Source organism: Bifidobacterium sp. CP2 (genome assembly GCF_018555635.1).
GTDB lineage: Bacteria > Actinomycetota > Actinomycetes > Actinomycetales > Bifidobacteriaceae > Bifidobacterium > Bifidobacterium saguinibicoloris.
In genome coordinates, this window is sequence record NZ_JAFEJX010000009.1 from 84,271 (window position 1) to 110,609 (window position 26,339).

Below are 26,339 nucleotides of genomic sequence, written 5' to 3' on the forward strand. Positions count from 1 at the left end.
CGGGACGGCGTCCACGTGAAGCCGTACCGCCGCCCACCCCTACCCGTCACGGCGGTCAGCGGGTTCCGCGCATGGCCTGCGGCCTGAACTGGTCGAGGGTGGTGAAGCAGGTGCGGTACACCATCGCCATGATCAATCCGTCGGCGATGAGCGTCAGCGCGGAGATTGCGGCGAACACGACGAACTGGTATTTGGCGGCCTCCAGCGGGTCGCCACCGGCGATGACCTGGCCGGCCATCATGCCGGGGATGGTGACGATGCCGCAGGAGGCGAGCGTCGCCATCGTGGGCAGGAGGCCAAGGCGGATCGACGAGACGATCGACGGTCTGGACGCCTCCCATGCGGTGGCGCCCAACGCGAGCATCGTGTCGATCTCGTCGCGCCGCTCGTCCATGCTCTCGTAGAAGCGGCTCAGGCCCACCGCCAGGGCGGAGACCGTGTTGCCGAGCAGCATGCCGGTCAGCGGCACGACCAGCTGCGGCGCATACCACGGGTGGGGGCGCACCACGAGTTCGGTGACGAGCGCGATCATGAGCAGCATCGTGATGGTCAGGCTCAGCAGCACCGGTCCGGCCAATCCCTTCGGTATGCCTTTGGCGCGCGAGAGGGTGATCTGCACGGCGGCGACGAGCATCACGCCGATCGTCGCGAACACGAGGAACACGTTGTCTGCGCGGATCACGTAGCCGATGACGAAGCCCATCGCGCACAGCTGCAGCAGGGCGCGGCAGGCCGACCACAGCAGCGACCTGCCGATGCCCATGCGCATGAGCCCGCTCACGCCCGCGGCCACCGCCACCATGGCGAGGGCCACCATGAGGCCCCAGACGTCGATGTCGTACGCGTTGCCGCTCATGCCCGCTCCTCCTTAGGTCCGCGCTCCGTTCCGTCCGCCGTGTCGGCCGCCGTTCCGTCCGTCACAGCGGCCGGTTCCGCCTCCGACTCGCTCAACACCCCGTTGGCCAGGGTGACGATGCGTGCGGCCCGTCCGTCCGGCGGCCGATGCCGGATGCGGACGATTGCCATGCCGTGCGCGGCCGCGTCCGCCATGATCTCGGCGACTTTCTCTGCGTTCCCGTCATCCAACCCCGCATCCACCTCGTCGGCGAGCAGCACTTTCGGACGGGTGAGCAGCGTGCGCGCCAACGAGACGCGTGCCGCCTGCCCTCCGGACAGGTCGTGCGGGGCGCGCGTCAGGTCGATGTCCTCACAGCCCATCGCATCCAGCGTCGCGCGGATGCGCTCCTCCGGCAGCAGTTCGCGCGCCTTCGCCGCATCATCGCGGAACAGGCGTGCGAACCTGGCGACCGGTCCCGGACGCCGCGTCGACGCCGCCGGACCGGCGGCGTCGACGGCTTCGTCGGCGCGCACCGCCAGCATGTACGGCAGGCGGATCGCGTCGGCCACCGTGGCGCCGGGGAGAATCGGCTTCTGCGGCAGATACGCGACCTCCCGCCGCCAACGCTGCGGCGTGAACCCACCGGAATCGCGGCCCTGAAGCGCGAACGAACCGGTCGCATGCGGGTTCAGCAGCGCGAACGCCGTCAGCAGACTGCTTTTGCCTGAACCGGACGGCCCCACCAGGTCGACGATCTCGCCCGCGTCGATCGCGAAGGACAGACAGGCGAAGACCGTACGGTCGCCGTCCGGAGACGGCACCGTACACGACACCCGCTCGGCGGTGAACACATGCATTCCACTCATATCGCGCACGGTACGTCCAAGCGCGGCCCCAAGCCAATCCCCGAGCGTTTCTTAGCGCGGCCTTAGCGGTTCGGAGGTCTGATATAACCGTAGGAACAGGTGCGATGGCGCCGTGAACGGACGAGGAGACGACGATGACGATACGGAAGGCCGCTGACGCCGACACGGACCGCACGGCAGGAAACGGCATGGCGGGAGACATGGCCTCCCATGCCGTGACGGACCCCGAACGCCTGCTACTGCCCGCGGTCCTGTTCGTCGAGGACGATCCGAGCCTCGGGGCGATGACCACCGAAATGCTCGGCGCCGACCATCGCGTCGACTGGGCGCAAACGGAAGGGGAGGCGCGCGACCTGCTGTCGTCGAACCGCTACGACGCGCTCGTCGTCGACCGTCGCCTGCCCGACGGCGACGGCCTCGACCTGGTCAGACGCCTGCGCGCCGCCGGCGTCACCACGCCCGCGCTCATGCTCACCGCGCTCGCCGAAGTCGACGACATCGTCGACGGACTCGACGCCGGCGCCAACGACTACCTGACCAAACCGTTCCACTTCGCCGAACTCGAGGCCCGGCTGCGCGCCCTCCTGCGTGGCTTCCACGCGCAGGCCTCATCCATCATGATCGGCGACTGGCTGCTCAAACCCGGCGGCAATCTCATCGAGGATCCGGAGGGACGGTCCACGCCCCTGACCGAAACCGAAACGAAACTGCTCGCCACGCTCGCCTCCTCGCCCGACCACGTGTTCCCGCGCGAGGAGATCCTGCGCGCCGCGTTCTCCGATGGCAGCGACATCGGCGCCGTCGACGTGTACGTCTCGTACGTGCGCGGCAAGACCACGCGCCGCATCATCGACACCGTGCGCGGCCGCGGCTACCGCATCGGCGACCCACGCGGATGAGACGGGAGAAACGCATCATGAAGAAGCATGGGAACGACGGGGCCGGAACGGCGCACGTCGGCCGCATCGCCGGAGGCGGACATGTCGCCGGACTCATCAGCCTGCGCATGACCGTCGCGATGGCCGTCATCACCGTCGTCGGCGGCATCCTGTACATCCTAGGCGTGCTGCTCGGATCGCGCCACGAATTCACCGAACGCGGCCTCGACCCGAACGCCATGAGCGTCACCGAACAATTCGGCTCCGGCATGATGGTCATCGACACGCGTAAGGCCATCGGCTTCACCGTCCTGTTCGTGCTCGGCGTCGTCGCCGCGGTCGCGCTCGTCGGCCGATACTATTCGCGCAAGGAGGTCGCGCCGCTCGAACACGCGTTCGAACTGCAGAAGGACTTCGTCGCCGACGCCAGCCACGAGCTCAAGACGCCGCTCGCCGTCATCGCCACACGCATCGACCTCATCGACTTCCGGCGCGCACACGGCCAACCCATCGACGCGCCGCTCGCCGACCTCAGAGGCGACGTGGACCGCATGAACGCGATCATCACCGACCTGCTCGTCGCCGCCCGAGGCGCCGTCGACGCCGAACCGGTGTCGCTCGCCGGCGTCGTCGACCAATCCGTCGACGCGGTCCGCCCGCTCGCCGACAAGCGCGGCGTCACCATCGACACGCACGTCGACGGCGACCCCGCGCATCTCATCGTGCGCGGCAACGCCGTGGGGCTTTCACGCTGCCTCGTCGCCGTATTGGACAACGCCGTCGCGCACGCGCCCGACGGCACACGCGTCACCGTCTCGCTCGGCTACCACCACCGCGGCGACGCCGTCATCCGCGTGAGCGACCACGGCACCGGCATCGGCGGGAACCCCGAGCGGCTGTTCCGCCGGTTCGCGCGCGACGACGACGGCACCGCCCATCAGGGCTACGGTCTGGGACTCGCTTTGGCGCGCGACGTGGCGAACCGCTACGGCGGAACGCTCGACGTCGAATCCACGTCCGCGAACGGCACCACGATGCGGCTCACGCTGCCGTTGACGTCGTGACGTCCTTCGCCATGTGGCGGGCGTGACGCCCGGTGGCGTCACAGGTTGCGTACGGCGCCGACGAACAACGGGACGCCGTCCGGTGTGGACAGCTCGTAGAGGAACGGACGGTCCACGGTGAAATCGACCCACTTCTCCTCCGCGGGAGCGCCTGCGGCGTCCACATTCATCTGCGTGAACGCCGCCGTCTTCGCGCCATGCTCGTTCACCTCGATGCGCGTGCCCTGGATGACCTCGCCGATGAACGGATTGCCGGGCAGCCCGTCCTGTTCGACCATGCGGGAGAAATCAGCGTCGTCGGAGGAGAACGCATCCTCGACGCCGAGACCGCGCAGAACGCCCATGATCGTATCCGACGCGAACGTGCCGTCGACGGTGAAACGCGGCAGCGTCATGGCCACCTCCGCCTGTGCGGCGTCCGCCGTCATCGCCTCGCGCAGCAGGTCGGGGTCGCCTGCGATCTCGTCGAAGGCCGCACGTTCCGGCAGGAGGATCGTGAGCGCCCCGCCGTTGTCGAACGGGATCGACGCGCGCCGCCACGAGCCGTCAGAGGCTTCGGCGTAGTCGAGCCCGTCGAACGACCGCATCATCATCGGCACTTCGGACTCGTCCGTGACGCCGTGGAACGTGTCGTCCATCGTGTCTTCCGGTTCGAACGGGCTCTCCCAGCGGCCGTCCGCGTACACGGTGTCGATGATCGTCAGGATGGTGTCCTCGTCGAGCTCGATGTCCGGCCTGAGCATGCCGTGGGTGTTGTCCGCGACCCAGCGGCCCATCCGTTCCGCCGCATGCCGGTCCATGTCGAGCGAGTTGACCTCGGCGTCGAACGTGTCCTTCGCGGCGTTCTCGTAGGAATCCATGAGCCGGTATTCCTTGTCGATCCAGACGGAGTCGTGGAGCTCCATCGTCGACTTCGAATCGTCGTACCGTCCGTTGACGGAGCGTATCAGGGAACGGTAGTCGTCATCGGTGAATTTCGCGGAGCCCAGCGCCTCGTCCAGTTGGCCGCGTGTGGCGCCGTCCGAGCCCTGCGCGGCCAGCGCCAGCGCCATCCACAGCGACGTGGGGGAGTAGTTGACGTTGCCGTGCGCGTCGCCGTTCGTCTTCGCGAGGAATCCGGGCGCGGAGGAGTAGGCGAAATCCGTGACGGAGGCGGCGATACGTTCGGTGGCGGGCGTCGCGGCCGGTTTGAGCATGGTCATGATCGTGGTCCTTCCGTCGCCGAAATGCCACCATGCGCCGAAGCCCGCGCCAAGCGCCACGACGACGGTCACCGTGGCGGCGACGATGGTGCGGGCCTTTCTCGAGAACGCCCTGCGATTGCGTGTGCGGCCGGCGGGCGTCTTGCGGTCGAGTTGCGTGGACATGACGTCCTCCTTCACCGATGGGTCGACGCGCGCACGTCGATGTGCGGCTGTCGACTTCCATCGTATCAGCGTGCGGAAGACCCTTCCAGGATGTCGTGCATACGGTCCTCCCGTTGCCCCTATGTCCGATGTGTGAACCATTGGTTCATGCGCTGTAAACCAGAATCAGGTACGGACGTCAATCCTGCGGACAGCCGCAGGCCTATCATGACTGTCGGTTCATGGAACGAATGGATTACATGCAAAGGAAATGGCGACAGGTATGGCATCGACTCCGACATCACTTCCGGCTTCTTCTGCTTCTTCGGTCTCCCGGATCGCCGAGGCGCGGCAGGGGCGGGCCTCGGCGGCGGTCACCGTCGCCGCATCCGTTGCCTCGTTCCTCGCGGGCATGGATGTGCTCATCGTCAACGTCGCTTTGCCCACCATCGCAGCCGACCTCGGCGGCGACATGGCCGTCCAGCAGTGGGTCGTCGACGGGTACACGCTGCTGTTCGCGGCCCTGCTGCTGCTCGCCGGCAGCCTCGCCGACCGGTTCGGCGCCAAGCGCGTGTTCCTCGTCGGCGCCGCGCTGTTCGGCTGGGCCTCGCTGTTCTGCTCGTTCGCATGGTCGATGGCGGCGCTCGTCGTTGGCCGCTGCCTGCTCGGCGTCGCCTCGGCGCTGATCCTGCCGGCCTCCATGTCCCTGATCAACGAGGCGAACCCGGACCCGCGCCGCCGCGCATGGGCGCTTGCCCTATGGGGTGCGGGCGGCGCCTCCGCCTCCGCCGTGGGACCGTTGCTCGGGGGACTCCTCACGCCGATCCACTGGAGTCTCGTGTTCGCAATCAACGTGCCGTTCTGCCTGCTCATCCTTGCGCTCGCGCCACGCATCGCGACCTCGCCGCGCCGCCCCATCCGATTCGATTGGGTGGGCCAGACGCTGGCGCTGATCGGCCTGGCCGCGCTCGTCGCCGGCATCATCGAGGTCGGTTCGATCGGGGCGGGCGCGCCCGCGACCCTCGCACTGCTCGGCGTGGGGTTCGTCGCGCTCGTCGCGTTCGCGTACTCGCAGACGAAGGTCGTCGCCCCGATGATGCCGCTTGGGCTCTTCCACGTGCGCGGCATGCAGGTCGCGTTGCAGATCGGATTCATCATGATCTTCAACTGGTACGGCATGGTGTTCATCTGCACGATGTTCCTGCAGAACGAACGGCACATGGGCGCGTTCGCGGCCGGGCTCGTGTTCGTGCCCTCCGCGTTCGTCACGATCTTCGGCAACCTGTTCGGCGGGCGTATCATCACCGCGCGCGGCGCAAGATTCTCGATCACGCTGGGACTGTCGATCATGATCGTCGGGTTCCTGTTCGAATTCCTCACCCCCGCGCCGATCCCGGTGTGGGTCGTGGCCACGGGGCTGAGCGTCGTCGGATTCGGGGCGGCCATCACCACGCCCGCCGCTGCCGGCGTGGTCCTGCACTCCGTCGACGCCGCGCAGGCCGGCATCGCCTCCGCCATGTTCAACACGTTCCGCCAGGTCGGCGGCGCGATCGGCGTGGCCGTGTTCGGCGTCGTCGCCACGTTCCTGCCCTCCCTCGACGTGGCGCTGCGCGTCGTGTTCCTCGCCTCCGCGCTCCTGCTCGCCTACGTCCTCGCCTTCGAGCTCCTGCGCTGGCGGGAACGGTGACCGGCGTCCCGCCCCCGTCGCTGGGGCGGGATGCTGCCCGGGCGTGGCGACGGCGTACAGTTGTGCCGCGGGAATGGTCCGACGATTCCGAAGGAGGCAGGACGATGACCGATGGCGCACTGCTGTATCCGCGTGTGACCGCCACACGGCGCATCCAGGACATGGACGGCATGTGGGGGTTCCGGTTCGACCCCGCGGGCGAGGGGGAGCGGAACGGATGGCCGAAGGACGGCCTGCCCGATCCGAGACCCATGCCCGTACCCGCCAGCTTCAACGACATCGTCACCGACAAGGCGTCGCGCGAATACGCCGGCGATTTCTGGTACGAGACCGACGTGCTCGTGCCCGGCGAATGGCGAGACAAGGACCTCTACCTGCGCTTCGACGCCGCCACCCATCGCGCCGACGTCTTCGTCAACGGCACGCACGTCGGCTCCCACGAAGGCGGGTTCACGCCGTTCGCGGTCCGCATCGACGACGTCGTCCGCTGGAACGGACGTAACCATGTGGCGGTCAGGGTGAACAACGAACTCAGCCATACGAGCCTGCCCGCCGGCACCACCGGCACACTGCCGGACGGCACCCCGATCAACGGCCCATACTTCGACTTCTTCAACTACGCGGGGCTCCAACGTCCGGTGCGGCTCATCGCCGTACCCAAGGAGGCCGTCACCGGATACGCCACCACGTACGACATCCACGACGACGGGTCCGCCGACGTGCGGTACGACGTGGAGACGAACGGCACGCACGCGGTCGAGGCACGCCTCTACGACGCCGACGGCGTCATGGTCGCGCAGGCGTCCGGCGGACAAGGCGTGCTGCACATGACGGACGCGCACCTCTGGAACGTGCGCGCCGCATACCTGTACCGCATCGAATTCACCATCGTCGACGACGCGACGTCCGACGAGGCCCGCATCATCGACCGCTACGACGACGAAATCGGCATCCGCACGGTCCAAGTCGAGGGACGGCGCATCCTCGTCAACGGGAAACCCGTCCATCTCAAGGGATTCAGACGTCACGAGGACAGCATCGTCAACGGGCGGGGCGAGAACCTCGCCGTCATCGCCCGCGACTACGCGCTGATGGAATGGACCGGTGCGAACTCCTTCCGCACCTCGCACTACCCGTACAGCGAGGAGGACCTGCGCATGGCCGACCGCGAAGGATTCCTCGTCATCGACGAATGCGCCGCCGTCGGCTTCATGGCCAGCCTCATGAACTTCATCGACGCGGCCAACGACTCCAATCCGCACAGGGGTCGCGGCTTCTTCGACGACCCCGACGTGCAGGAGAGGACCCTCGCGGTGCACAAGGCGGCGCTGCGCGAACTGTTCGAACGCGACCGCAACCATCCGAGCGTCATCATGTGGAGCCTGATGAACGAACCCGACTCCGCCGCCGAGTCCGCCGTCCCGTACTTCGAGGAGATCTTCGCGACCGCGCGCACGCTCGACCCGCAGCACCGCCCGCTCACCTACACGAACCTGATGATGGCCGCCGCCGGCAAAGACCGCTGCCACCGGTTCGCGGACGTCATCTGCCTCAACCGCTACTACGGCTGGTACGTGCAGGGCGAATACCAGCTGGCCGGCGCCGAAAAGGCGTTCATCGACGAGATGGACCGGTGGATGGAGCTCGAACCGGACAAGCCGTTCGTCTTCACCGAATACGGCGCGGACACCGAGGCCGGCGTGCACAAGCTGCCCAGCGTGCAGTGGAGCGAGGAATACCAGTGCGAATACCTGGAGATGCAGCACCGCGTGTTCGACAGGTACGACGCGGTCGTCGGCGAACAGGTATGGAACCTGTGCGACTTCCAGACCGGCGAGGGCATCATGCGTGTCGACGGCAACCGGAAGGGCGTGTTCACGCGCGACCGGCAGCCCAAGGCCGCCGCGTTCCTGCTCAAACGCCGCTGGGAGACCATGTAGGCGGAGCGTTCTCCGGATGCCTCCCTGCCGCTAGGGGAGCAGGAAGAACAGCGCCGGCGCAAGCAAGAACAGCAGGTTCGCGCCCACGGCGATGAAAATCACCGCCAGCGTGGTCGCGGCGCCGGCGTGCCGGACTTCGGCGTACGCGCGCCACGGCTTGTCCGGGTCGTAGTGCACCTGCATGGGGCTGCCGAGTGGCCACAGCCGGCTGGCGGCCCTGCCGTAGTTGATGGAGCGGCCGCCCTTGGCCCGCACGTGGAGCGTGTCGTCGGGCGTGACCCATAATTGCGCCTCGCCGTCCGGCAGCCACGGCGCGCGTATCGACAACGAGGAGACGCCGCGGAACCGGCGCATCACCGTGTAGGTGCGCCCGTCGACCTGATAGGAGACCAGCGGGGCGATGCCGTCGTTGTTGTCCCCGTTGCCGAAGAACCGGTAGTCCGTGACGACGCCCGTGGTCACCGCCGTGCATCTGGCGGCTGTTCTTTTCGCATACACCGCCAGAGCGATGCCGACGACCAACAGGATCAATCCCGGCACGCCGGGGGCGGAGGCGATGAGCAACGCTTGACGCCACGTGATGTCTCTGGACACTGATGTCCCTCCTCGGATCTCGAAGCGACGGGTCGCCGACCGGAGGTTCCGGCAGGCATGCACCATTATCGCACCGTGCCGGTGCGCCGGCACCAGCGATGGCGACGGGCACGGCGTCCGCATGTCCGGAATGCGGATGGTGGCGTGGACGCATCGCGGCGGCGGCATTAGCGTGAGCCGCATGGTCGTATGGGATTCACAGCAGTATCTTCGGTTCAGGAAGGAACGCACGCAGCCGTCGCGGGACCTTGCGATGCAGCTGCCGCCGGACGACGGCTCCGCCACGCACCTCATCGACATCGGCTGCGGGCCGGGCAACAGCACTGCCGTGCTGCGCGAACGGTACCCGAATGCCGAGATCCTCGGCGTGGACAGCTCCCCCGAGATGGTCTCGGCCGCCCGCGAAGCCCACCCGGACATCGATTTCGCGCTGTGCGACGTGTCGAAGCCGGACGAGCTCGCCGCACTGGAGCAGGACTTCGACGTGGTGTTCTCCAACGCGTGCATTCAATGGGTGCCGGACCACGCGCATCTCATTTCCTCGCTGTTGGGGCTGCTGAAGCTGGGCGGAACGCTCGCCGTGCAGACGCCGATGAACTACGAGGAGCCTATCCATCGCATCATCGCCCGAATCGTCCACTCGCCGGCGTACGCGGACAAGCTCCCGCAGGCACGCGAGTTCTTCAACCTCACGCCGCCCGAATACTGGGAGCTGCTGCACGCGCACGCTGCGCATTTCCGCATGTGGACGACCACGTACATGCACACGCTGCCCTCGCATGAGGCGATCATGGACTGGTACCGCGGCACCGGGCTGCGCCCGTACCTGCAGGCGCTGCCCGACGACGCGGCGCGCGCGGCGTTCGAGGACGAGGTTTTCAACCGTGTGCGCGAGGCCTATCCGACCCAATCCGACGGCAGCATCATCTTCCCGTTCCCGAGGTTCTTCTTCACCGCCGTGCGGTGAGAACCGGGAACAGCGACGACGCAACAGACGACACAGCATTTCGAAAGGAAGGGAGACCGCATCATGGTCACCGCGAACAGAAGCCGCGTGGTCGTCGTGGGTACGGGCAGCGTCGGTGCGGCGGTGGCGAGCGCCATCGTCCAGCAGGGGTTGTGCAACGAGCTCGTGCTCGTCAACCATCATCCGCGGAAGGCGGAGGGACTCGCCATGGATCTGGCCGATGGCAGCGAGTTCCTCGGCAGGTTCGTGACGATCCGCGCGGGCGGATGGGAGGACTGCCATCATGCCGATGTGGTCGTCGTCACCGCCGGCCCGAAGCCGAAACCGGGGGAGACGCGCATGCAGGAGCTCGGCGCCGCCATCGACATCGTCGATCCGATTCTGCGCCATATCAAGGATTCCGGGTTCGACGGCATCCTGATCATGGTGTCGAACCCGGTCGACGTGCTCAGCTGGTTCGCGTGGAGACGCACCGGACTGCCGCGCGCGCAGGTGCTTGGCTCGGGTGCGGCGCTCGACACGTCGCGTATGAAGACGATCATCGGCGAGACCACGCGCCTCGACCCGCGTCTCGTCTCCGGATACGTGATCGGCGAGCATGGCGACAGCCAGTTCGTGCCGTGGTCCACGGTTTCGTTCATCGGCAAGTCGTTCGCACGGTATCTGGAGGACAACCGTTCGCGCTATCCGGGTGTCACGCTCGCCGGCATCGAGGAGGAGACGCGCCGCCGCGGTCTTGACATCAAGGGCCTGCGCGGCGGCACCAGCTACGGCATCGCCGCCACCGTTGCGGGTCTGGTGCGCATGATTCTGTGGAACGAGCGTGGCGTCGTGTCCGTGTCCACGCTCATCGATGGCGAATACGAGTACGGCGAACGCGACGTGTTCCTCTCCCTGCCCGTCGCGCTCGACGGCGACGGCGTGGGCGACTTCGTCGACCTGCACCTGAGCGGCGACGAGCTCGCAAAGTTCCATAGGTCCGCCGCCGTGGTGCGCGACCACTGCCGTCTCATCGCCGACCGGCTGTAGGTGACTTAGGCGGATGCGGGCGACTGTAGCGTAGACCGGCGTTGTCGGCGAATCCGGCTAATGTCTGGAACCATGTGTTCCCTGTGTTGCGCCTCGTCGCCGGACAACAACGCCCCGGTGTACGCGCCCGGCTTCATCTGACATACGGTCCCGGCATGCCGTCACCGCACCGTCCACGACGGACGGTCGGCGCGGCATGCCGGTTCGACCGTATGCATGCCATGCACGGTACGGAACGGACGACCGTGCGGAACGATGAAGCGAAGGAACACCCGTATGACTGATACCCCTGAACCGACCATGCCCTTCGAGCCGCAGCCCGATTCGCGCGAGCTCGGCTGGACGCGTCGCGTCGCCCTGCTGCTCACCGGACAGGCATTCTCCCTGCTCGGCTCCAACATCGTGCAGTACGCCCTCTGGTGGTGGATCGTACTGCAGGAGAGAAGCGGCTGGTCCATGCTGCTCGCCACCCTGTTCGGCGTCATGCCGCAATCCCTCGTGTCGATCTTCGGCGGGTCGATGGCCGACCGCTACCGGCGCAAGCCGCTCATCATGCTGCCCGACCTCATCATCGCCGGCGTCACCGTCATGCTGTCGTTCGCCTTCGCGCACGGCTGGGCGAACCTGGCCATCCTGTTCGTCGTCCTGTTCATCCGCTCGGCCGGCGGCGGCGTGCAGACGCCCGCCATCCAATCGTTCATCCCCGACATCACGCCGGCCGGCGGACTGCTGCGCGTCAACTCGATCTACGGCATGATCAACTCGGCCAACATGCTCGTCGCGCCCGCCATCGCCGCCGTGCTCATCAACGTGATGCCCCTGTGGCCGATCCTGCTCATCGACGTGACGACCGCGGTCATCGGCGTCGGCTTCGTCGCGCTCATCCGCGTGCCGGAACGACGCGGGGAAGCCGCCGCGGCGGCCGCGTCGAACGTGACGGACGGCAATCCGCTCGTCTCCGGCGTCCGCCGCGCGTTCGCCGATCTCAAGGCAGGCCTCGTCTACACGATGCGGCAGCCGCGCCTCAAAGGCGTGGTGTTCGGCGACGCGCTCACCTGTTTCGTGGCGGTCGCGCCGATGAACCTGACGCTCCTGCTTATGACCCGCGAATACGACGGGCTGGACCTGGACCTCGGGTTCGTGAACCTCACGACCGCCTCCGACAAGCTCGCCGCCAACGAGCTGAGCTGGAGCGCCGGCATGCTGCTCGGCGGCCTCATCATGTCCACCATCGGCGTGAAGGTCATCCGCGACAACATGCGCGTGGCCGCATACGCCATCGCCGCGGTCGGCGTCACGATCATCGGCCTCGGGCTCGCCCCCGGACTGTTCGCCTACCTCGTCATCAACATCCTGTGTGGCATCGCCTGGGGCATGTGCGCCGCGCCGATGCGCACCGTCATGCAATCCGAATCCGATCCGTCGATGGTCGGCCGCGTCTTCGGCCTCGACACGACGCTCGCCACGCTCGGCATGCCGCTCGGCATGCTCATCTTCGCGCCGCTCGCCGACCTGATCCCGATCGCGTGGGTGTTCGTGGCCAGCGGCCTGCTCGCCCTGCCCGTCGCCTGGTACGTGCTCGGACAGGCGCGCGTCCGGTGAACGGATGCAAGAATGGAACGTATGCGTATGGATGATCCTGCGGACCGTATGACTCCCGCGGCTCCCGTGCCCCCAAGCGTCGGCGTGACGTTGCGGCCGCTGCGACGCGACGACCACCCGGCGCTCATCGCGATGATGCGACGCATGTGGTACGCTGACCCCGCGATGGGCGACGACTGCGCGCGCCGGCTTGCGACCATCGACCTGCATCACGGACTGTCCTGCTCGACCATCGCGACCGTCGCCGTATACGGCGGCAGGGTCGTGGGCATGATCCTGGCACGCGTCGACGCGAAGGCGTCGCTCCTGCGATCCACGCCGTTCAACCGGCACGTCCGCCGCGTGATACGCGAATCGTTGCCGCTGCCGTTCACGGCGGACGGCAGGCGCGGCATCCGCGACGCGCTCGACCTGATCGCCGTAGACAGGCGGCTGATGCGCGGGCTCGGAAAACGCTACGACGCGGAAGTGGTGCTGTTCCTCGTCGACGGGCGGATGCGCGGCAAGGGAGTGGGACGCCTGCTGTTCGACCACGCGATCGGACGATTCCACGCGCAAGGCGCACGCCGGTACTTCCTGTTCACCGACACCACATGCGATGCGGGCTTCTACGACCATCGCGGCCTGACCCGCATCCGCGAGGAACGACGGGAACACCCCGACGGCACCGCCGACGCGTACTACCTCTACGAAGACGAGGTGCGGGAACCACGGAGTGGCGGACACCACCCCGGCCGGTAGAATCGTCGCATGAGGCTCAAGGCATGGAAGCGATGGACGGAATGGCCGCTGATGGCGCTATCCGTCATGTTCCTCGTCGCCTACTCGTGGGAGATCCTCGCCGGCACGCACATCCTCCTGTGCGAGACCGTCATCAACGCGATCTGGATCATGTTCGTCATCGACTACGCCGTCTCGCTATGGCTCGCCGAAGACCGGTGGCGATGGTTCACGCGCAACCTGTTCGCCCTCGCGACCATCGCCCTGCCCATGCTCAGACCGCTGCGCCTGCTGCGTCTGCTCACCGTGCTCCACGTGCTCAACCGCACCTCCGGCATGGCGGTGCGCGAGCTCACCGCGGCTGTCGCCGCCCTGCGCGAGGAGCTCGCGTCGCGCGACCGGTAGATGCGTCACGGCCAAACGGCGGCGCGATGGTCCGTCGTGGCCCGGGGATTGGGAACGGCGGACCCTCGACGCGAAACGGCTCTCATGGGCGGACCATGAGAGCCGTTCTTTGCTGCGGAACCGATTGAATGGGAATTACTTGGTCAGGAAAGCCTTGTAGTCCTCGACGGCCTTGGCGAGCGCCTCGTCAGTGATGCCGAAGGAAGCGAAGGTGACGAACGGCTTGACCCACGTGGCGTTGATGTGGTTGGCCGTGCCTTCGAACGGGACGAGCACCTGGTCGATGGTGAACTTGTTGTCGCCTTCCGGCTGGTACTTCGACTCCGGCGAGCCGGTGGAGACGGCGACGGCGAACTCCTTGCCCTCGAACGCATGGCCTTCGGAGCCGTACGCCCAGCCGTGCTCGAGCACCTCGTCCTCCCACTCCTTGAGCAGGGCGGGGGAGGAGAACCAGTAGAGCGGGAACTGGAACACGACGCGGTCGGCGGCCTCGACCGCCGCCTGCTCGGCCTTGACGTCGATGCGGCCGTCCGGGTAGAGCGCGTACTCGTCGCGCACGGTCACGTTGTCCAGTCCTTCGGCGGCCTTGGCGAGCGCCTTGTTGACGTGGGACTGGCCGTTCAGGGACGGGTGGAACACGAGCACCAGCGTCTTCTTCATAGTGTTGTCTCCTTGCTGTATGGTCCGGTTCGCTTCGATATGGAATATCTCGAAACGAGTGATTTTGTCGTTCGATACCATCGTCGCAGAAGATGCGCCGTCTTGTCGTCGACTACGTTCTCGGCGAACAGCGAACAGCGAACAGCGGGCGGCGGTTCGCCTTGGCCGTCACGTCCATCCCGAGGCCTACAGTCGAGCCCCATGTGTTCGTATTGCATGATGACGATGGCGCGTTTCGCGTCCAAGCCCGCGATTTGACGGGGAAGGGGACCCGATGCGGGGGCCCGGCGTGCCTGTGAGCGGGTACGCCCATTTCGTCGTATGTACATCGATGCCGCGCAATCATACGGATGGTGGGCGTGTCCGTCCATCCTTCCCGGCGCGTGCGAATGGAAACAGGAACACATATACCCATGTCTCAGAATATTTCGGAAACCCATGCCGGAACCGTTCCCGTCGCCCCAGTGGACGGCGTGACCGGTGCCACCGATGCGACGTCCGATCCGCGCGAACGCGGGTGGGTGCGCCGCGCCTCGCTGCTGCTCACCGGTCAGGCGTTCTCACTGCTCGGGTCCAGCGTCGTCCAGTTCGCCATCTGGTGGTGGATCGTGCTGCAGACCCGCACCGGCTCGGCCATGCTGTTGGCCACCCTGTTCGGTGTGCTGCCGCAGGCGCTCGTCTCCGTCTTTGGTGGGCCGATGGCCGACCGCTACAACCGCAAGGCCCTGATCGTCCTGCCCGACCTCGTCATCGCGGCCGTCACCGTGGTGCTGTCCGTCGCGTTCGCGACCGGCTGGGCGAGCCTGTCGCTGATCTTCGTGGTGCTGCTTGTCCGCTCGGCCGGAGCCGGCATACAGGAGCCGGCCGTGCAGTCGTTCATCCCGGACGTCGTTCCGGAGAAGGGGCTTCTGCGCATCAACTCGATATTCGGCGTCATCGGTTCGGCGAACCGTATCGCGGCGCCGGCGATCGCCGCCGTGCTCGTCAATGTGGCGCCATTGTGGTCGATCCTCCTGGTCGACGTGACGACTGCGGTCATCGGCGTCGGCTTCGTCGCGCTGATCCGCGTGCCGGCGAAATCCAAGGCCACGGCGGGCGAGGCCGGAACGGAAGCCGACGCGACCGCGGCCCCGCCGACGGAACCGCTGCCGCTCGCCGTGCTGCGACGCACGTTCGCCGACCTCAAGGCCGGCTTCGTCTACACGATGCGGCATCCGTACCTCAAGGGCGCCGTGCTGGGTGATGCGCTCACCTGCCTCATGTCGGTCGCGCCGATGAACCTGACGCTGCTGCTCATGACGCGCGAGTACGAGGGCATCGACTTGAACCTCGGATTCGTGAATCTTACGACCGCTTCGGACAAGCTCGCCGCCAACGAGCTGGGGTTGAGCGTCGGCATGTTGCTCGGCGGCGCGCTTATGTCCGCGATCGGGCCCAGGCTGCTGAACGGCGCGTTGGCCCAGATGCGTGCGATCGCATTCGGCATCGCCATGGTCGGCATCACCGTCGTCGGCCTCGGCGTCGCACCGAACCTGCTCGTCTATCTGGTCATCGACGTGCTCAACGGCGTCGCCTCCGCCGTCTGCGTCGGCCCGATGCGTACGGTCATGCAGTCCGAGTCCGACGAGTCGATGACCGGTCGCGTCTTCGGCCTCGACACGATGCTCTCCACGCTCGGCATGCCGTTGGGCATGCTCGTGTTCGCACCGCTCGCCGACGTGATTCCGATCGTCTGGGTGTTCGTCGCCGGCGGCCTGCTCACCCTTCCTGTCGCCTGGTACGTGCTCGCGTTGTCACGTAGGAGCGTTTCCGGAAAGCGGTGATCCGTCAACGAACGGATGGGAACGTGCGCCCGCTCATCGGATATCGGTCCGGCCGGCGGGCGCACGCGTCGCCGCCGTCATCGGGTCGTGGACGCGTGCGGCAATTCGGCGAGCAGCGCCTCCTGATACCGCCGTCCGGCTTCGGCCAACGCCTCGTCGGAGAGCTCCATCGATTCGAAGACGACGAACGGCTTCAGCCAGACGGCGTGCGTGTAGCGGGCCATCATCCGGTAAGGTGAGAGCACCTCGCGCATCGTGGCGCCGTCGTCCTCCTCCACGTATTCGGATTCCGGGCCGCCCGCCGTGGTGGCGACCATGATCTGCTTGCCCTTGAGCGCCTCGCCGCCCGGGCCGTACGCCCAGCCGAATTCGAGCACCTTGTCCTCCCATTCCTTGAGCAGGGCGGGGGAGGAGTACCAGTACATCGGGAATTGGAGCACGATGCGGTCATGCGTCTCCACGAGCTGCTGTTCGGCCTTGACGTCGATATGGCCGTCCGGGTAGAGCGCGTATTCGTCGCGTACGGTGACGTTGTCGGTGGGACGGCGCCGTGCGGCCGACGCAAGTGCGGCGTTCGCGCGGGAACGGCTCAGATCGGGGTGGAATACGAGAATCAGGGTCTTCATCGTGTGTCTCCTTCGACGTCAATGACTGCGGCGGACGAATGTCCGCGCGTATCGCCACTACTGTACCGTACGCGCGTCTCGTCGGCCCGTACCGACGGGACGCGCCGACGAGACGCGGATCTTCCCGATCGCAGTCCGCGTCACCACGGCAAGGGTCTGCCGTCGCGGAAGAAGCCGCCGGTCGGGCCGACGTGTGGCGAGGATGATGTGGTAACCGGTCTCGCCGAGCTGGCGTGCGGTCTCGTAGCCGAGGCCGCTCTTGCGACCCGAGCCGGTGATGAGCGCGATCTGCATGATGCGACGTTCTTTTCTGAAATGCCGTTCAGAGCGTGTGGTTCAGAAGTCGCGGCCGAGTTCGCGGGCCTTGTCGAGGTACGGGGTGGAGGCGACCTGGCCGGGCGCGAACACGCCGGCGGCGATCACCGAGCCCTTGATCTTCCATCCGAGGCTTTCGCCGAAGCACATCTCGTAGTAGCTGAGGACGTTCTTCGCGAGCACCTCCTCGGGGCTGGCTCCGGCGACCAGCAGCGCGGACTTCTTGCCGGCGAGGTCGTCGTGCGCGTCGAACGGTAGGCGGTCCATCATCGCCTTGATTTGCGCGGAGAACTGCATCCAATAGGTCGGCGTGGCGATGACGATGCCGTCCGCCGCGGACCCGCATGTCCGCGCCATCCATAAGAACATGCGGAAGACAAAGTGGCCTTATATCACAATCCGCAGCAAAAGAATAGTCTGTTGGCGGGCGGATATATCCCGTAAGCTGGGGCGGATGAACGAACATGATATGAACGGGCGGACGGAGCATGCCATGACGGCGTCGGACATTCCGGCATCCCGTCTGCCGCAGGCCGATCGTGACGCGGAGCATATGCAGGGACATTGGGTGTTGGCCCAACTCGGCAAACGGGTGCTCAGACCGGGCGGCGAACGGCTTACCAAGCGCATGCTCGCGCACGTGACGATCGCCGGCCGACGTGTGGTGGAGTTCGCCCCGGGGCTGGGCCGCACCACTCGGCTGATCATGGCGGCCGAACCCTCGGCATATACCGGTGTCGACCGGGACGGGCGCGTGGTGGATATCATCGGACCGTTGGCGGCCGCGGTAAACGGCGCTTGCGTGCAAGCTGACGCCGCGGACACGGGATTGCCGTCCGATTCCGCGGATGCGGTGATCGGCGAGGCCATGCTCACCATGCAATCCGAACGGGACAAGCGGGCGATTATCGCCGAAGCGCATCGGTTGCTCAAGCAGGGCGGCCTGTATGCGATCCATGAGATGGGTCTCGCGCCAGACGATCTTGAAGAATCCGTCAAGGATGCAATCCGCAAGGATCTCGCCCGGGCGATCAAAGTCAACGCGAGGCCGCTGACCGACGCCGAATGGCGATCGTTGCTCGAATCCGAGGGGTTCGAAGTGTTGTGGAGCGGCAGCGAGCCGATGGCTTTGCTCAAGATGCGTCGCAATCTGGCGGACGAGGGCGTGGCTGGCGTGCTGCGGATCGTACGCAATGTGCTGACCCACCGTGACCTGCGGGCTCGCGTGCTGCAGATGCGACGCGTATTCGACACGTACGGCGACATGCTGACTGGCGTCGCGTTCGTGGCGCGCCGGCGATAGCGTCTGCCGGCAATCCGATACGCTTGAAAGGCATGGGCGACGGTGAACCGGCCGCCGCGCGATGAATGTCGCGCCGACTTGGCAGTGCAGGCCTGTGCCGCCATGTCGGCATGACGATGGACTGAAGGAGTTCGATGATGAGCGAACAGACGAATGGGGCCAACGAGCCGAAGACGGCTGAAGTGATGGAATTCATTGATGACCTGAAACCGATGGTCGAAGTACAGCCCGAGGCAACCGTCTCGCGAACCGTGATGCAGGTGGAGGGCGCCAACGTGGTGCTCTTCTCCTTCGACAAGGGGCAGGAGCTGAGCGAGCACACCGCCGCCATGCCGGTGCTTGTGCAATGCCTCGAAGGCCATCTCAAGGTCACCGGCGGCGGCAAAACCGTGGATCTCGTGCCGGGCGGCATCCTGCACTTCCCGACCCGACTGCCGCACGCGGTGTACGCGGAGGAAGCGTCCAAAATGATGCTCATCATGATGCGGCGTTGATGCTGGCGGAAGGTGGCGCGTTTCCGTCGATAAGATGGAATCTCAGGTTATTCGGCGAGCAGCGTCCCGCGATAGCACCGACCCGCGTCGACGGGCAGTCCGCGGGCCGCCCCGGCCAACGCCTTGCTTGCGCGCGACGCTCCCTCGAGATCCGGATGGAACACCAGCGCCAACGTCCTCATGACGGACACCTCCGACAGTCAATGTCGAACTCCCTGCCGATGATGCCGAAGCATCAAGCCCCATGGTGTCTCCCTATGCGATGCCGGCCACTGGCAATCCGGTGTCCGATAAAACATCCGCACCCCGAGACACTCCCGTGAATCGGGGTACCAAACACCCGCTATCTGCTCTTTGCAGCGTCAGATGCCCGTTCAGGCAGCCATGAAACGGGCATCCAACACTGTAAATCTGGAATAACGGGTGTTTCGTCCCATGAGCCATCAACGGTAAGCAGCAGTTCCTATAGGCACTATTCCCCTGGGTGCCTGTCAGAAGGGGATAACCCCCGTTGCGATTGATAGATTTCGACCCCACCATAACCGTGGTGGGGTAAAAGCCGCGGCCGCAAGTCTTACGATTTGCGGCCGCCATAGTTTCCAAGGGAGATACTACCATGAAACGGAAGCTTCTCAGACCCCAGAGCCAATAACGGGTTCGAAAGATAGGTAGAAGCCTTAACGCTCTCAAGTAGACATGGAGTGTCTTATCAGACACTGGCCTGCCATTGGTCCGAACGTCAATCATACGTGCGAGCACGTGCCCTTCAGCTACCTTCACTTTGCGTCTTCATATCGTGGGCATGAACCTATGGTGCGTTCCGAGGTAAACGGGATACACTGGAAAACTACTGGTGGAAGGTGATGTGCTATGACGATGATTGAGAGTCTGCCGGCTTACGCCGCGGCTGCGACTGTGGCCCAAAGCAGGGGCGTCAATCTGCTGGGCATGATTTAATGCCTATCTGGCTGAGTATGCGTCGACCGGTGCGCCAGACCTGGTGTTTTCAGGTCCGGTGTCCGATGTTTCGCCGGCTGATTCAGTGAGCCGAACGTTTTCGCTTAGCACGGACATGTCAGCGATGTTGGATTCCGTGGCGAAGCGACGCGGTGTGTCGGCTGACGCGATTGTGCGTCACGCATTGATTCGCGAATTCGCTGCTGCCTGACTGCTTTCGGGCGGTGTGCCGTGGTCTAATCGCGGCGCGACGGTATTGCGTCTGGATGCACGCGCCGAATCGGGATTGAGGTTTCGTACGTCATACACGGTCACTGCCGACTGCTACGCCCGCCACATCATGCCGATGTGGGGGATGCCGTCCTCGTCATGCAGGAACACATGCCAGCAATGCCGGTCCGCCTCATCCACCTCCTGATAGGTGCACCGCTGCTCCACCACGAACACCACCACGCGCACCCGGTAGATCTCGTAGAGTTCCGCCACGCTCAATTCCTCGAACCGTTTCACCGTCAACTGCATACGCGCCATCGTATAGGCCGGCCGGGAATACGAACCCCATGCCCGCGACGCATGGCAGGACATCGAACGACACTATTGGTCATCACAGTGTGGTCGCGGTGTAATACGGAATAGGGCCACGGGCCTTTCATATTCGAGGCCCGTGGAGCGCGGACATAGTCCTCAGAGGGAAAGGAACCATCATGGGCAAGCGTATGCTCGTCACCTATTTCTCCGCCACCGGCACCACGCGCGGCGTGGCCGAACGCCTCGCGCACGCCATCGGCGCGGATCTCAAGGAGATTGTGCCGGCCCAGCCCTACACGGCCGCCGACGTCGACTGGCGCGACGCCTCCAGCCGTTCCAGCGTGGAGCACGCGCATCGCGACATGCGCCCGGCGCTCGTCGGGCCGATCGACGTGAAGCCCTACGACGTGGTGTTCGTCGGCTACCCGCTGTGGTGGGAGACCGCGCCGCGCGTGGTGCGCACGTTCCTCGAAAGCGAGGACTGGGCGGGCAAGACCATCGTGACGTTCGCCACGTCCGGTTCCAGCACGCGCGGCGCCGACGGCGTGCAGCTGCATGATTCAGCGCCAACCGCGCACTGGGTGCCGGGTCGCCGCATCGCCGCCTCCGAAAGCGAGGCCAAACTCGTCAAGTGGGTCGACGGTCTGAACCTGTGATGACGAAGGACGGCCGGAAGGCGGCATACGGCATCGCATTCGAATAATGACCCAACGGACGAACGCGCAGGTCCGGTGGCCGGCATCGCGCGAAAGATAGCGATATGGGTCACCGGACCTGCGCATACCGTCTGAACTGTGTCATCCGGTGGGGTCGTATGCGCCTCGCCGGCGTCCCGCGGTCCTGTCAGTGGTTGGTGAGGGCCTCCTGCGTGGGCTGGTAGCGGGCGCCCTTGATGGTGATCGAGTCGAGCGTGCGGTCGATGTCGGCGAGTTCGTCGGGCGTGAACGTGACGGCCGTGCCGCCCAGGTTTTGGCGCAGACGGTCCACGTGCTTCGTGCCGGGGATCGGTGCGATCCACGGCTTTTGCGCGAGCAGCCAACAGTCTGCCGCGTCGCGGCGTCCGTTACACGTGTCCGATGACCTTGGCCGGCACCCCGGCGACGATCGCACCGGCGGGCACGTCGTGCGTGACGACCGTGCCGGCTCCGACGATGGCGCCGTCGCCTACCGTCACGTCCTGCAGGACGATCGCGCCCGCGCCGATCCACACGTGCTCGCCGATGCGGATGGGTTTGGAGACGGTCGTCGCCCGCCGCATCGGGTCGCGCATATGGTTGATGGTGACGAGCTGCACGTTCGGCCCCAGGAACGAGCCGTCGCCGATGGAGATGCCGCCGCGGTCCATGAGCGTGCATCCCCAGTTGATGAACACGTCGCGTCCGACCTCGATGTTCCGGCCGAAATCCGTGTAGAACGGCGGATTGAGACGGAACGACGCATCCACCGGATGCCCCACGATACGTTCGAACATCGCATGGACCTCGTCCGGCTCGTGATAGCCGCCGGTATTGAGCTCGACGCACAGCCGTTTCGTCTCGGCGATGATTGCACCGATGGCGGCGTACTCCGGTTCGGTGGGGTCGACGGGCTCGCCGCCCTTGTCGCGGACGAGGATATCGGTCGTTGGTTCGGCCGTGATGGCACTCATGATTGCGGTCCTTTCCGAAAGTCGGTCCCATTGAACCGCGGTCGGAAAGAACCATCCAATAGTGTCGTTCGATACGCCGCCATGCCCGTCGGCTATATGGGCCGCACGTCACGCAATGAACCGCAGATACGTGCGGTCATCGAACGATTCCAACCCCGCCGTGAACCCCTTCGTGCTCCGAAACTCACGCACAAGCCCCGGATCCTCACGACGCAGACGCGCCAACTCCGCCTCCGACCCGGCCAACGTGGAACGCAACAGAGGATACCCATCCGACGCAAGCACCACCTCGGCACCCGGTTGCACCGGCGCGATGTGAATCGGATACGTCGGATCGGCGAACCCATCGAACACGAAATACCCATACTCGCCACGACGATTCGCGAACTCCGACTGCAACCGCAGGAACGGCATGATCAGGTCGCGTGCCGGATCGCCGGAGCCGACGACTCGGGAGGAACGTGCGGAACCATCCGCCGTCACGGTCTCCGGATCGTCGGGGCACCGCGCCTCCGCCTCCTCCCGCAGCCGCAACGCCTGCGTGGCGAACGAACGCAGCTCCCCGAGCAACTCGTCCACGCGCTTCAGCGTCGGCGTCTGCACCCCGTTCATCATGACCTGACAATCACCGAACAGCCACACCTCACGCCGAAACGCGCTGTAGATGACGGCGTTCGCCTGAAGACGCTCCCACGGTTCCACTTCGAACACGTGCGAAGACCCATCGTCCGAGGGCATGTCGCCATGCATGGCCGCGAACCGCGCATACTCATCACGCAGCCGGCCATCAAGCGCCCGCTGCGCCTCGCGCATCGAAGCCTCACCGGGCAGACCCGCGATAGCGCTCGCCAGCAGGTCCTTCGCGACCACGCCGCCGCTCGGCTTCCACAGATGCCGCAGACTCTTGCCGGTCACGCCGTCCACCACGGCGGCGTAATCCTCCGTGACGACGAGACCGTCCTCGTTCAACGACTGGTCGGCATGCTTGCCCCGGCAGAACCGTTCGATGATGCGCATGCTTCAAACCATACGCCTGAGGCATGGATGCGTATGGGGCGACGCTATTGGCGCGGACGCGACGACGGTCGTGTAATGGATACCGACAACGATGAAAGGACGAAACATCATGGAGAACCCGAGCGCATTCCCGATGGGGCAGCCGAACGATGCCTACGCGCAATACTTCGAAGGGCAGAGCTACCTCGCGCCGCTCGCCGGCGACGATCAGGTCAACGTCGCGAACGTGACGTTCGAACCGGGCTGCACGAACCACTGGCACATCCACCACGGCATCTGCCAGATCCTGCTCGCCGTGGGCGGGCGCGGCTACTACCAGATCGAAGGCCGGGAGCCGGTCGAGCTCAAGCCCGGCGACGTGGCCTACATCCCGCCGGACACCAAGCACTGGCACGGCGCCTCCCCGCACGAGGCGTTCGCGCACGTCGCCATCATGCCGAAGAAGGAGGGCGCAAGCAACGAGTGGCTCGAGCCGGTCGACGAGGAGACGTACCACAGCCTCGCCTGAGCGCCCACCGGACGTCCCGGACCGGCGGTGCCGCCGGCCGGACACCATCATGCGCGCAGGAACCGGGCGAACGCACCGGCCGCGGGGGAGGAGACGCCCTGCTTCTTCCATACGAGCACAGAGCTGCTTTCGAACATGGGCGCGAGCGGCACCGCGCGCACGCCCGGATACGAGGCACCGTAATCGAGGCACAGATACAGGCCCAATCCGTTCGCCGCCATCGCCGCGCCGTTCGCCGGCAGGTTGCATGTGCCTGCGATGACGGCCTGCGGGGCGAGCGAGCCGAACCAGTGCATTACCACGCGCCGCACCGGTTCGCGCGAGGGCAGCAGCAGCGGTTCGCCGACGAGATCGGACGGCGTCAACGAGTCGCGGGTCTGCAATGGATGCCCGTCAGGCACCATCGCCGCCCAATGGTCGCTGATGCCCGTACGCAGATACTCGTACCGTTCGGTGTCCACCGGGTCGGCGAGCAGACCGAAATCCATGAGCCCCTGTTCGAGCTGGTCCTGGATCACGTCGGCCGTCGTGCTGACCACATGGAACCGCACGGCCGGATGGGTCTTGCGGAATTCGGCCATGCGCTGCGCCAGATACGACATGCCGCCCACCTCGCCGCAGCCGGCCGTGATGTCGCCGGAGAGATCCCCGGCGGAACGTTTCAAGTCGACCTCCGTCTTGTCCGCGAGGGAGATGATGGTCTGCGCGCGGTCGCGCAGCAGACGGCCCTCCTCGGTGAGCGTGATTGCATGCGGCCCGCGTTCGAACAGCGTGACGCCCAGCTCCTCCTCCAGCTGCTTCAACTGGCGTGACAGCGTCGGCTGGGAGATGCGCAGCAGTTGCGCCGCCCACGTGATGTTGCCTTCCTCGGCCACCGCGAGGAAATACCTGAGCACGCGCAGTTCCATGGTTCCGTCCTCCGGCATGGGGATTCGTTCCGGGATTCGTCCGCTACGCCACCATTGTAGAGGGCTGCGAGGCGGCAGCGGCTCAGCGCCGGTCGCGCACGAACAGCGACAGCACGAACGCCATGCACGCCACGACGGTCGCCGTGACGAACACCGCGTCCACACCGTGGGCGAGGCCCGCGGCCGCGGAACCGGCGGCGGATGCGGGCTGCGTGTTCGTGGTCATGATGGTGAAGTTGACGGCGATGCCGATCGCCGCGCACGTCTGACGCAGCGTGTTGTTCATCGCCGTGCCGTGCGGCAGCATCGGGCCCGTCAGCTGGTTGAGCGCGGTGGTGGTCAGCGGCATCAGGCAGAACGCGACGCCCGTCATCATCAGCGTGAAGAACACGGCCGGCCACCATGCGGGCGTATCCGCGTCCATGCGGGAGAGCGCGAACGCGGCGACGGCGACTACGGCGATCGCCGGCGGCGCGATGCGGCGTATGCCCACACGGTCGAACAGCCGGCCCGCCATCGGGTTGAACACGCCCTCGGCCACGCCGCCGCCCATGAGCAGGAGACCGGACTGCAACGCGGTCATCCCCAGCGAATCCTGGATGAACATGGGCAGGATGTTCATCGTCGAGATGAACGTGACGAACACGAGCACGATGACCAGCATCGACAGGGCGAACATCGGCTTGGCGAACACGCGGAAGTCAAGCATCGGACGCGTCAGATGCAGCTGACGGTGGATGAACGCGCACAGGGCGAGAGCGCCCACGGCGAGCGAACCGAGCGTCTGCGGAGACGCCCACCCCTCCTGGCCGGCGAGGCTGAAGCCGAGCAGCAGGCCGCCGAATCCGAGCGTCGACAGGACGATGGACGGCACGTCGATGGTCGGGTCGGTGCGTGTGGTCACGTTGCGCACGGTCGGAACCGCGGCGGCGAGCACGGCGGCGGCGATGACGATCAGCGGCACGAACAGGAAACGCCACGGCAGGAAATCGATGATGAGGCCGGACAGGGTGGGGCCCAGGGCCGGGGCGAACGCGATGACCAGACCGAACCAGCCCATCGCCGCGCCGCGCTTCTCCGGCGGGAACGTGAGGAACAGTACGGTCTGCAGCAGCGGCATGAGGATGCCCGCGCCCGTCGCCTGCAGCACGCGGCCGGCGAGCAGCACCCAGAAGCCGGGCGCGAACGTGCACACGAGCGTGCCGAACAGGAACATGCCGATCGCGTAGAAGAACAGCTGGCGCGTCGTGAATTTCTGGATGAGGAACGCGGTGACCGGGATCATGATGCCGTTGGTGAGCATGAACCCGGTGCTCAGCCATTGCGCCGTGTTGCTCGTCACCCCGAACTCGCGCATGAGATGCGGCAGGGCGGAGGTCATCAGCGTCTGGTTGAGGATGGCGGTGAAGCTGCCGACCATCATCACAATGATCGGAATGACGGAACGCTTCGATGATGCGCGTCCGGGCATGACGGAATCCATGGGAACCTCGAATCTGTCGGAAAACGGATCCGGCTGATTTCGGTCGTCGCCGCGCGTGGGAAACATGGATGCGCGACGCCGTAGCCCCTGCCGGCGTGACAGCCTCAGTGTACCGTCGCGCGGGACATGCGCC

At 66.0% G+C, this 26,339-nt stretch carries 28 protein-coding genes and 1 pseudogene; 14 read left to right on the forward strand and 15 right to left on the reverse strand.

Annotated elements, in window-relative coordinates:
* Nucleotides 1-55: 55 nt before the first annotated feature.
* Nucleotides 56-856, reverse strand: coding sequence for an iron export ABC transporter permease subunit FetB (gene fetB / locus JS531_RS08085; protein WP_214314914.1), 801 nt, complete (start codon nucleotides 854-856; stop codon nucleotides 56-58).
* Nucleotides 853-1,695 carry an ATP-binding cassette domain-containing protein gene (locus tag JS531_RS08090; RefSeq protein WP_214314998.1) on the reverse strand — a complete coding sequence of 281 codons (843 nt, stop codon included), beginning with the start codon at nucleotides 1,693-1,695 and terminating at the stop codon, nucleotides 853-855. The genes fetB and JS531_RS08090 overlap by 4 nt, the downstream gene beginning before the upstream one ends.
* A 143-nt stretch (nucleotides 1,696-1,838) precedes the next feature.
* On the opposite strand from JS531_RS08090, the gene JS531_RS08095 reads away from it, so the two are divergent.
* Together JS531_RS08095 and JS531_RS08100 are read left to right on the forward strand one after the other, a co-directional pair.
* A complete protein-coding gene (locus JS531_RS08095; RefSeq protein WP_214314916.1) occupies nucleotides 1,839-2,603 on the forward strand; it encodes a response regulator transcription factor in 765 nt (254 codons plus the stop codon).
* A 17-nt stretch (nucleotides 2,604-2,620) separates the two neighbouring features.
* Nucleotides 2,621-3,646, forward strand: coding sequence for a HAMP domain-containing sensor histidine kinase (locus tag JS531_RS08100; protein WP_214314918.1), 1,026 nt, complete (start codon nucleotides 2,621-2,623; stop codon nucleotides 3,644-3,646).
* A gap of 38 nt (nucleotides 3,647-3,684) precedes the next feature.
* Here JS531_RS08100 and JS531_RS08105 read toward each other — a convergent pair whose 3' ends face one another.
* Nucleotides 3,685-5,013, reverse strand: coding sequence for a serpin family protein (locus JS531_RS08105; RefSeq protein ID WP_214314920.1), 1,329 nt, complete (start codon nucleotides 5,011-5,013; stop codon nucleotides 3,685-3,687).
* Nucleotides 5,014-5,275: 262 nt separating this feature from the next.
* Between JS531_RS08105 and JS531_RS08110 the strand changes: the two genes are divergently transcribed.
* Both JS531_RS08110 and uidA read left to right on the forward strand, forming a co-directional pair.
* Nucleotides 5,276-6,679 (forward strand): MFS transporter, encoded by a 1,404-nt coding sequence (locus JS531_RS08110; RefSeq protein ID WP_240542114.1) that lies wholly within the window; start codon nucleotides 5,276-5,278, stop codon nucleotides 6,677-6,679.
* Nucleotides 6,680-6,783: 104 nt separating this feature from the next.
* Nucleotides 6,784-8,619, forward strand: a complete 1,836-nt coding sequence (uidA, locus tag JS531_RS08115) for a beta-glucuronidase (protein WP_214314924.1) — start codon at nucleotides 6,784-6,786, stop codon at nucleotides 8,617-8,619.
* Between the two features lie 30 nt (nucleotides 8,620-8,649).
* Here uidA and JS531_RS08120 read toward each other — a convergent pair whose 3' ends face one another.
* The gene (locus JS531_RS08120) at nucleotides 8,650-9,213 is read right to left on the reverse strand and encodes a DUF3592 domain-containing protein (protein WP_214314926.1); all 564 of its coding nucleotides are present in this window, start codon (nucleotides 9,211-9,213) and stop codon (nucleotides 8,650-8,652) included.
* 121 nt (nucleotides 9,214-9,334) lie between these two features.
* Between JS531_RS08120 and JS531_RS08125 the strand changes: the two genes are divergently transcribed.
* From JS531_RS08125 to JS531_RS08145, 5 genes and pseudogenes are all read left to right on the forward strand, one after another.
* On the forward strand, nucleotides 9,335-10,180 hold the full coding sequence (locus tag JS531_RS08125; protein ID WP_240542115.1) for a methyltransferase domain-containing protein: 846 nt from the start codon (nucleotides 9,335-9,337) through the stop codon (nucleotides 10,178-10,180).
* A gap of 63 nt (nucleotides 10,181-10,243) precedes the next feature.
* On the forward strand, nucleotides 10,244-11,209 hold the full coding sequence (locus tag JS531_RS08130; RefSeq protein ID WP_214314928.1) for an L-lactate dehydrogenase: 966 nt from the start codon (nucleotides 10,244-10,246) through the stop codon (nucleotides 11,207-11,209).
* Between the two features lie 300 nt (nucleotides 11,210-11,509).
* Entirely contained in the window at nucleotides 11,510-12,811 is a 1,302-nt protein-coding gene (locus JS531_RS08135) for an MFS transporter (protein ID WP_240542125.1), read from the forward strand.
* Between the two features lie 27 nt (nucleotides 12,812-12,838).
* Nucleotides 12,839-13,552, forward strand: coding sequence for a GNAT family N-acetyltransferase (locus JS531_RS08140; RefSeq protein WP_240542116.1), 714 nt, complete (start codon nucleotides 12,839-12,841; stop codon nucleotides 13,550-13,552).
* A gap of 9 nt (nucleotides 13,553-13,561) precedes the next feature.
* A pseudogene (locus JS531_RS08145) lies at nucleotides 13,562-13,879 on the forward strand (two pore domain potassium channel family protein); the annotation flags it as partial.
* A gap of 192 nt (nucleotides 13,880-14,071) precedes the next feature.
* Here JS531_RS08145 and JS531_RS08150 read toward each other — a convergent pair.
* Entirely contained in the window at nucleotides 14,072-14,596 is a 525-nt protein-coding gene (locus JS531_RS08150) for an NAD(P)H-dependent oxidoreductase (protein ID WP_214314934.1), read from the reverse strand.
* A gap of 413 nt (nucleotides 14,597-15,009) precedes the next feature.
* On the opposite strand from JS531_RS08150, the gene JS531_RS08155 reads away from it, so the two are divergent.
* Entirely contained in the window at nucleotides 15,010-16,419 is a 1,410-nt protein-coding gene (locus JS531_RS08155; protein WP_214314936.1) for an MFS transporter, read from the forward strand.
* Between the two features lie 77 nt (nucleotides 16,420-16,496).
* On the opposite strand, the gene JS531_RS08160 is transcribed toward JS531_RS08155, so the two are convergent.
* Genes JS531_RS08160 through JS531_RS08170 form a run of 3 tightly spaced genes read right to left on the reverse strand, consistent with a single transcriptional unit; the run spans nucleotide 16,497 to nucleotide 17,717 of the window.
* Complete coding sequence (locus JS531_RS08160; protein WP_214314937.1) at nucleotides 16,497-17,045, reverse strand: NAD(P)H-dependent oxidoreductase; 549 nt, start codon at nucleotides 17,043-17,045, stop codon at nucleotides 16,497-16,499.
* A gap of 57 nt (nucleotides 17,046-17,102) precedes the next feature.
* Complete coding sequence (locus JS531_RS08165) at nucleotides 17,103-17,339, reverse strand: hypothetical protein (RefSeq protein WP_214314940.1); 237 nt, start codon at nucleotides 17,337-17,339, stop codon at nucleotides 17,103-17,105.
* A gap of 42 nt (nucleotides 17,340-17,381) precedes the next feature.
* Nucleotides 17,382-17,717 carry an NAD(P)H-dependent oxidoreductase gene (locus JS531_RS08170; protein ID WP_214314942.1) on the reverse strand — a complete coding sequence of 112 codons (336 nt, stop codon included), beginning with the start codon at nucleotides 17,715-17,717 and terminating at the stop codon, nucleotides 17,382-17,384.
* Between the two features lie 136 nt (nucleotides 17,718-17,853).
* Between JS531_RS08170 and JS531_RS08175 the strand changes: the two genes are divergently transcribed.
* Both JS531_RS08175 and JS531_RS08180 read left to right on the forward strand, forming a co-directional pair.
* Complete coding sequence (locus JS531_RS08175) at nucleotides 17,854-18,663, forward strand: methyltransferase domain-containing protein (protein ID WP_240542117.1); 810 nt, start codon at nucleotides 17,854-17,856, stop codon at nucleotides 18,661-18,663.
* Between the two features lie 134 nt (nucleotides 18,664-18,797).
* Nucleotides 18,798-19,157 carry a cupin domain-containing protein gene (locus JS531_RS08180; protein ID WP_214314946.1) on the forward strand — a complete coding sequence of 120 codons (360 nt, stop codon included), beginning with the start codon at nucleotides 18,798-18,800 and terminating at the stop codon, nucleotides 19,155-19,157.
* Between the two features lie 47 nt (nucleotides 19,158-19,204).
* Here the strand turns inward: JS531_RS08180 and JS531_RS11270 are convergent, their stop codons facing one another.
* Together JS531_RS11270 and JS531_RS08185 are read right to left on the reverse strand one after the other, a co-directional pair.
* Nucleotides 19,205-19,339, reverse strand: a complete 135-nt coding sequence (locus JS531_RS11270; RefSeq protein ID WP_276313209.1) for a hypothetical protein — start codon at nucleotides 19,337-19,339, stop codon at nucleotides 19,205-19,207.
* Nucleotides 19,340-20,438: 1,099 nt separating this feature from the next.
* Complete coding sequence (locus JS531_RS08185; RefSeq protein WP_214314948.1) at nucleotides 20,439-20,636, reverse strand: hypothetical protein; 198 nt, start codon at nucleotides 20,634-20,636, stop codon at nucleotides 20,439-20,441.
* 182 nt (nucleotides 20,637-20,818) lie between these two features.
* Here JS531_RS08185 and JS531_RS08190 point away from each other — a divergent pair, with 182 nt between their 5' ends.
* On the forward strand, nucleotides 20,819-21,298 hold the full coding sequence (locus JS531_RS08190) for a flavodoxin (RefSeq protein WP_214314951.1): 480 nt from the start codon (nucleotides 20,819-20,821) through the stop codon (nucleotides 21,296-21,298).
* 187 nt (nucleotides 21,299-21,485) lie between these two features.
* On the opposite strand, the gene JS531_RS08195 is transcribed toward JS531_RS08190, so the two are convergent.
* The 3 genes from JS531_RS08195 to JS531_RS08205 all read right to left on the reverse strand — a co-directional run bounded on the left by JS531_RS08195 (nucleotide 21,486) and on the right by JS531_RS08205 (nucleotide 23,307).
* On the reverse strand, nucleotides 21,486-21,629 hold the full coding sequence (locus JS531_RS08195; protein WP_214314952.1) for a hypothetical protein: 144 nt from the start codon (nucleotides 21,627-21,629) through the stop codon (nucleotides 21,486-21,488).
* A gap of 76 nt (nucleotides 21,630-21,705) precedes the next feature.
* Entirely contained in the window at nucleotides 21,706-22,290 is a 585-nt protein-coding gene (locus JS531_RS08200) for a sugar O-acetyltransferase (protein WP_214314954.1), read from the reverse strand.
* A 108-nt stretch (nucleotides 22,291-22,398) separates the two neighbouring features.
* A complete protein-coding gene (locus JS531_RS08205; protein ID WP_214315002.1) occupies nucleotides 22,399-23,307 on the reverse strand; it encodes a hypothetical protein in 909 nt (302 codons plus the stop codon).
* Nucleotides 23,308-23,416: 109 nt separating this feature from the next.
* Here JS531_RS08205 and JS531_RS08210 point away from each other — a divergent pair, with 109 nt between their 5' ends.
* Nucleotides 23,417-23,815, forward strand: a complete 399-nt coding sequence (locus JS531_RS08210; protein ID WP_214314956.1) for a cupin domain-containing protein — start codon at nucleotides 23,417-23,419, stop codon at nucleotides 23,813-23,815.
* 47 nt (nucleotides 23,816-23,862) lie between these two features.
* On the opposite strand, the gene JS531_RS08215 is transcribed toward JS531_RS08210, so the two are convergent.
* Nucleotides 23,863-24,741, reverse strand: coding sequence for a LysR family transcriptional regulator (locus JS531_RS08215; protein ID WP_240542118.1), 879 nt, complete (start codon nucleotides 24,739-24,741; stop codon nucleotides 23,863-23,865).
* Nucleotides 24,742-24,805: 64 nt separating this feature from the next.
* A complete protein-coding gene (locus JS531_RS08220) occupies nucleotides 24,806-26,194 on the reverse strand; it encodes an MDR family MFS transporter (RefSeq protein WP_214314958.1) in 1,389 nt (462 codons plus the stop codon).
* Nucleotides 26,195-26,339: the final 145 nt, after the last annotated feature.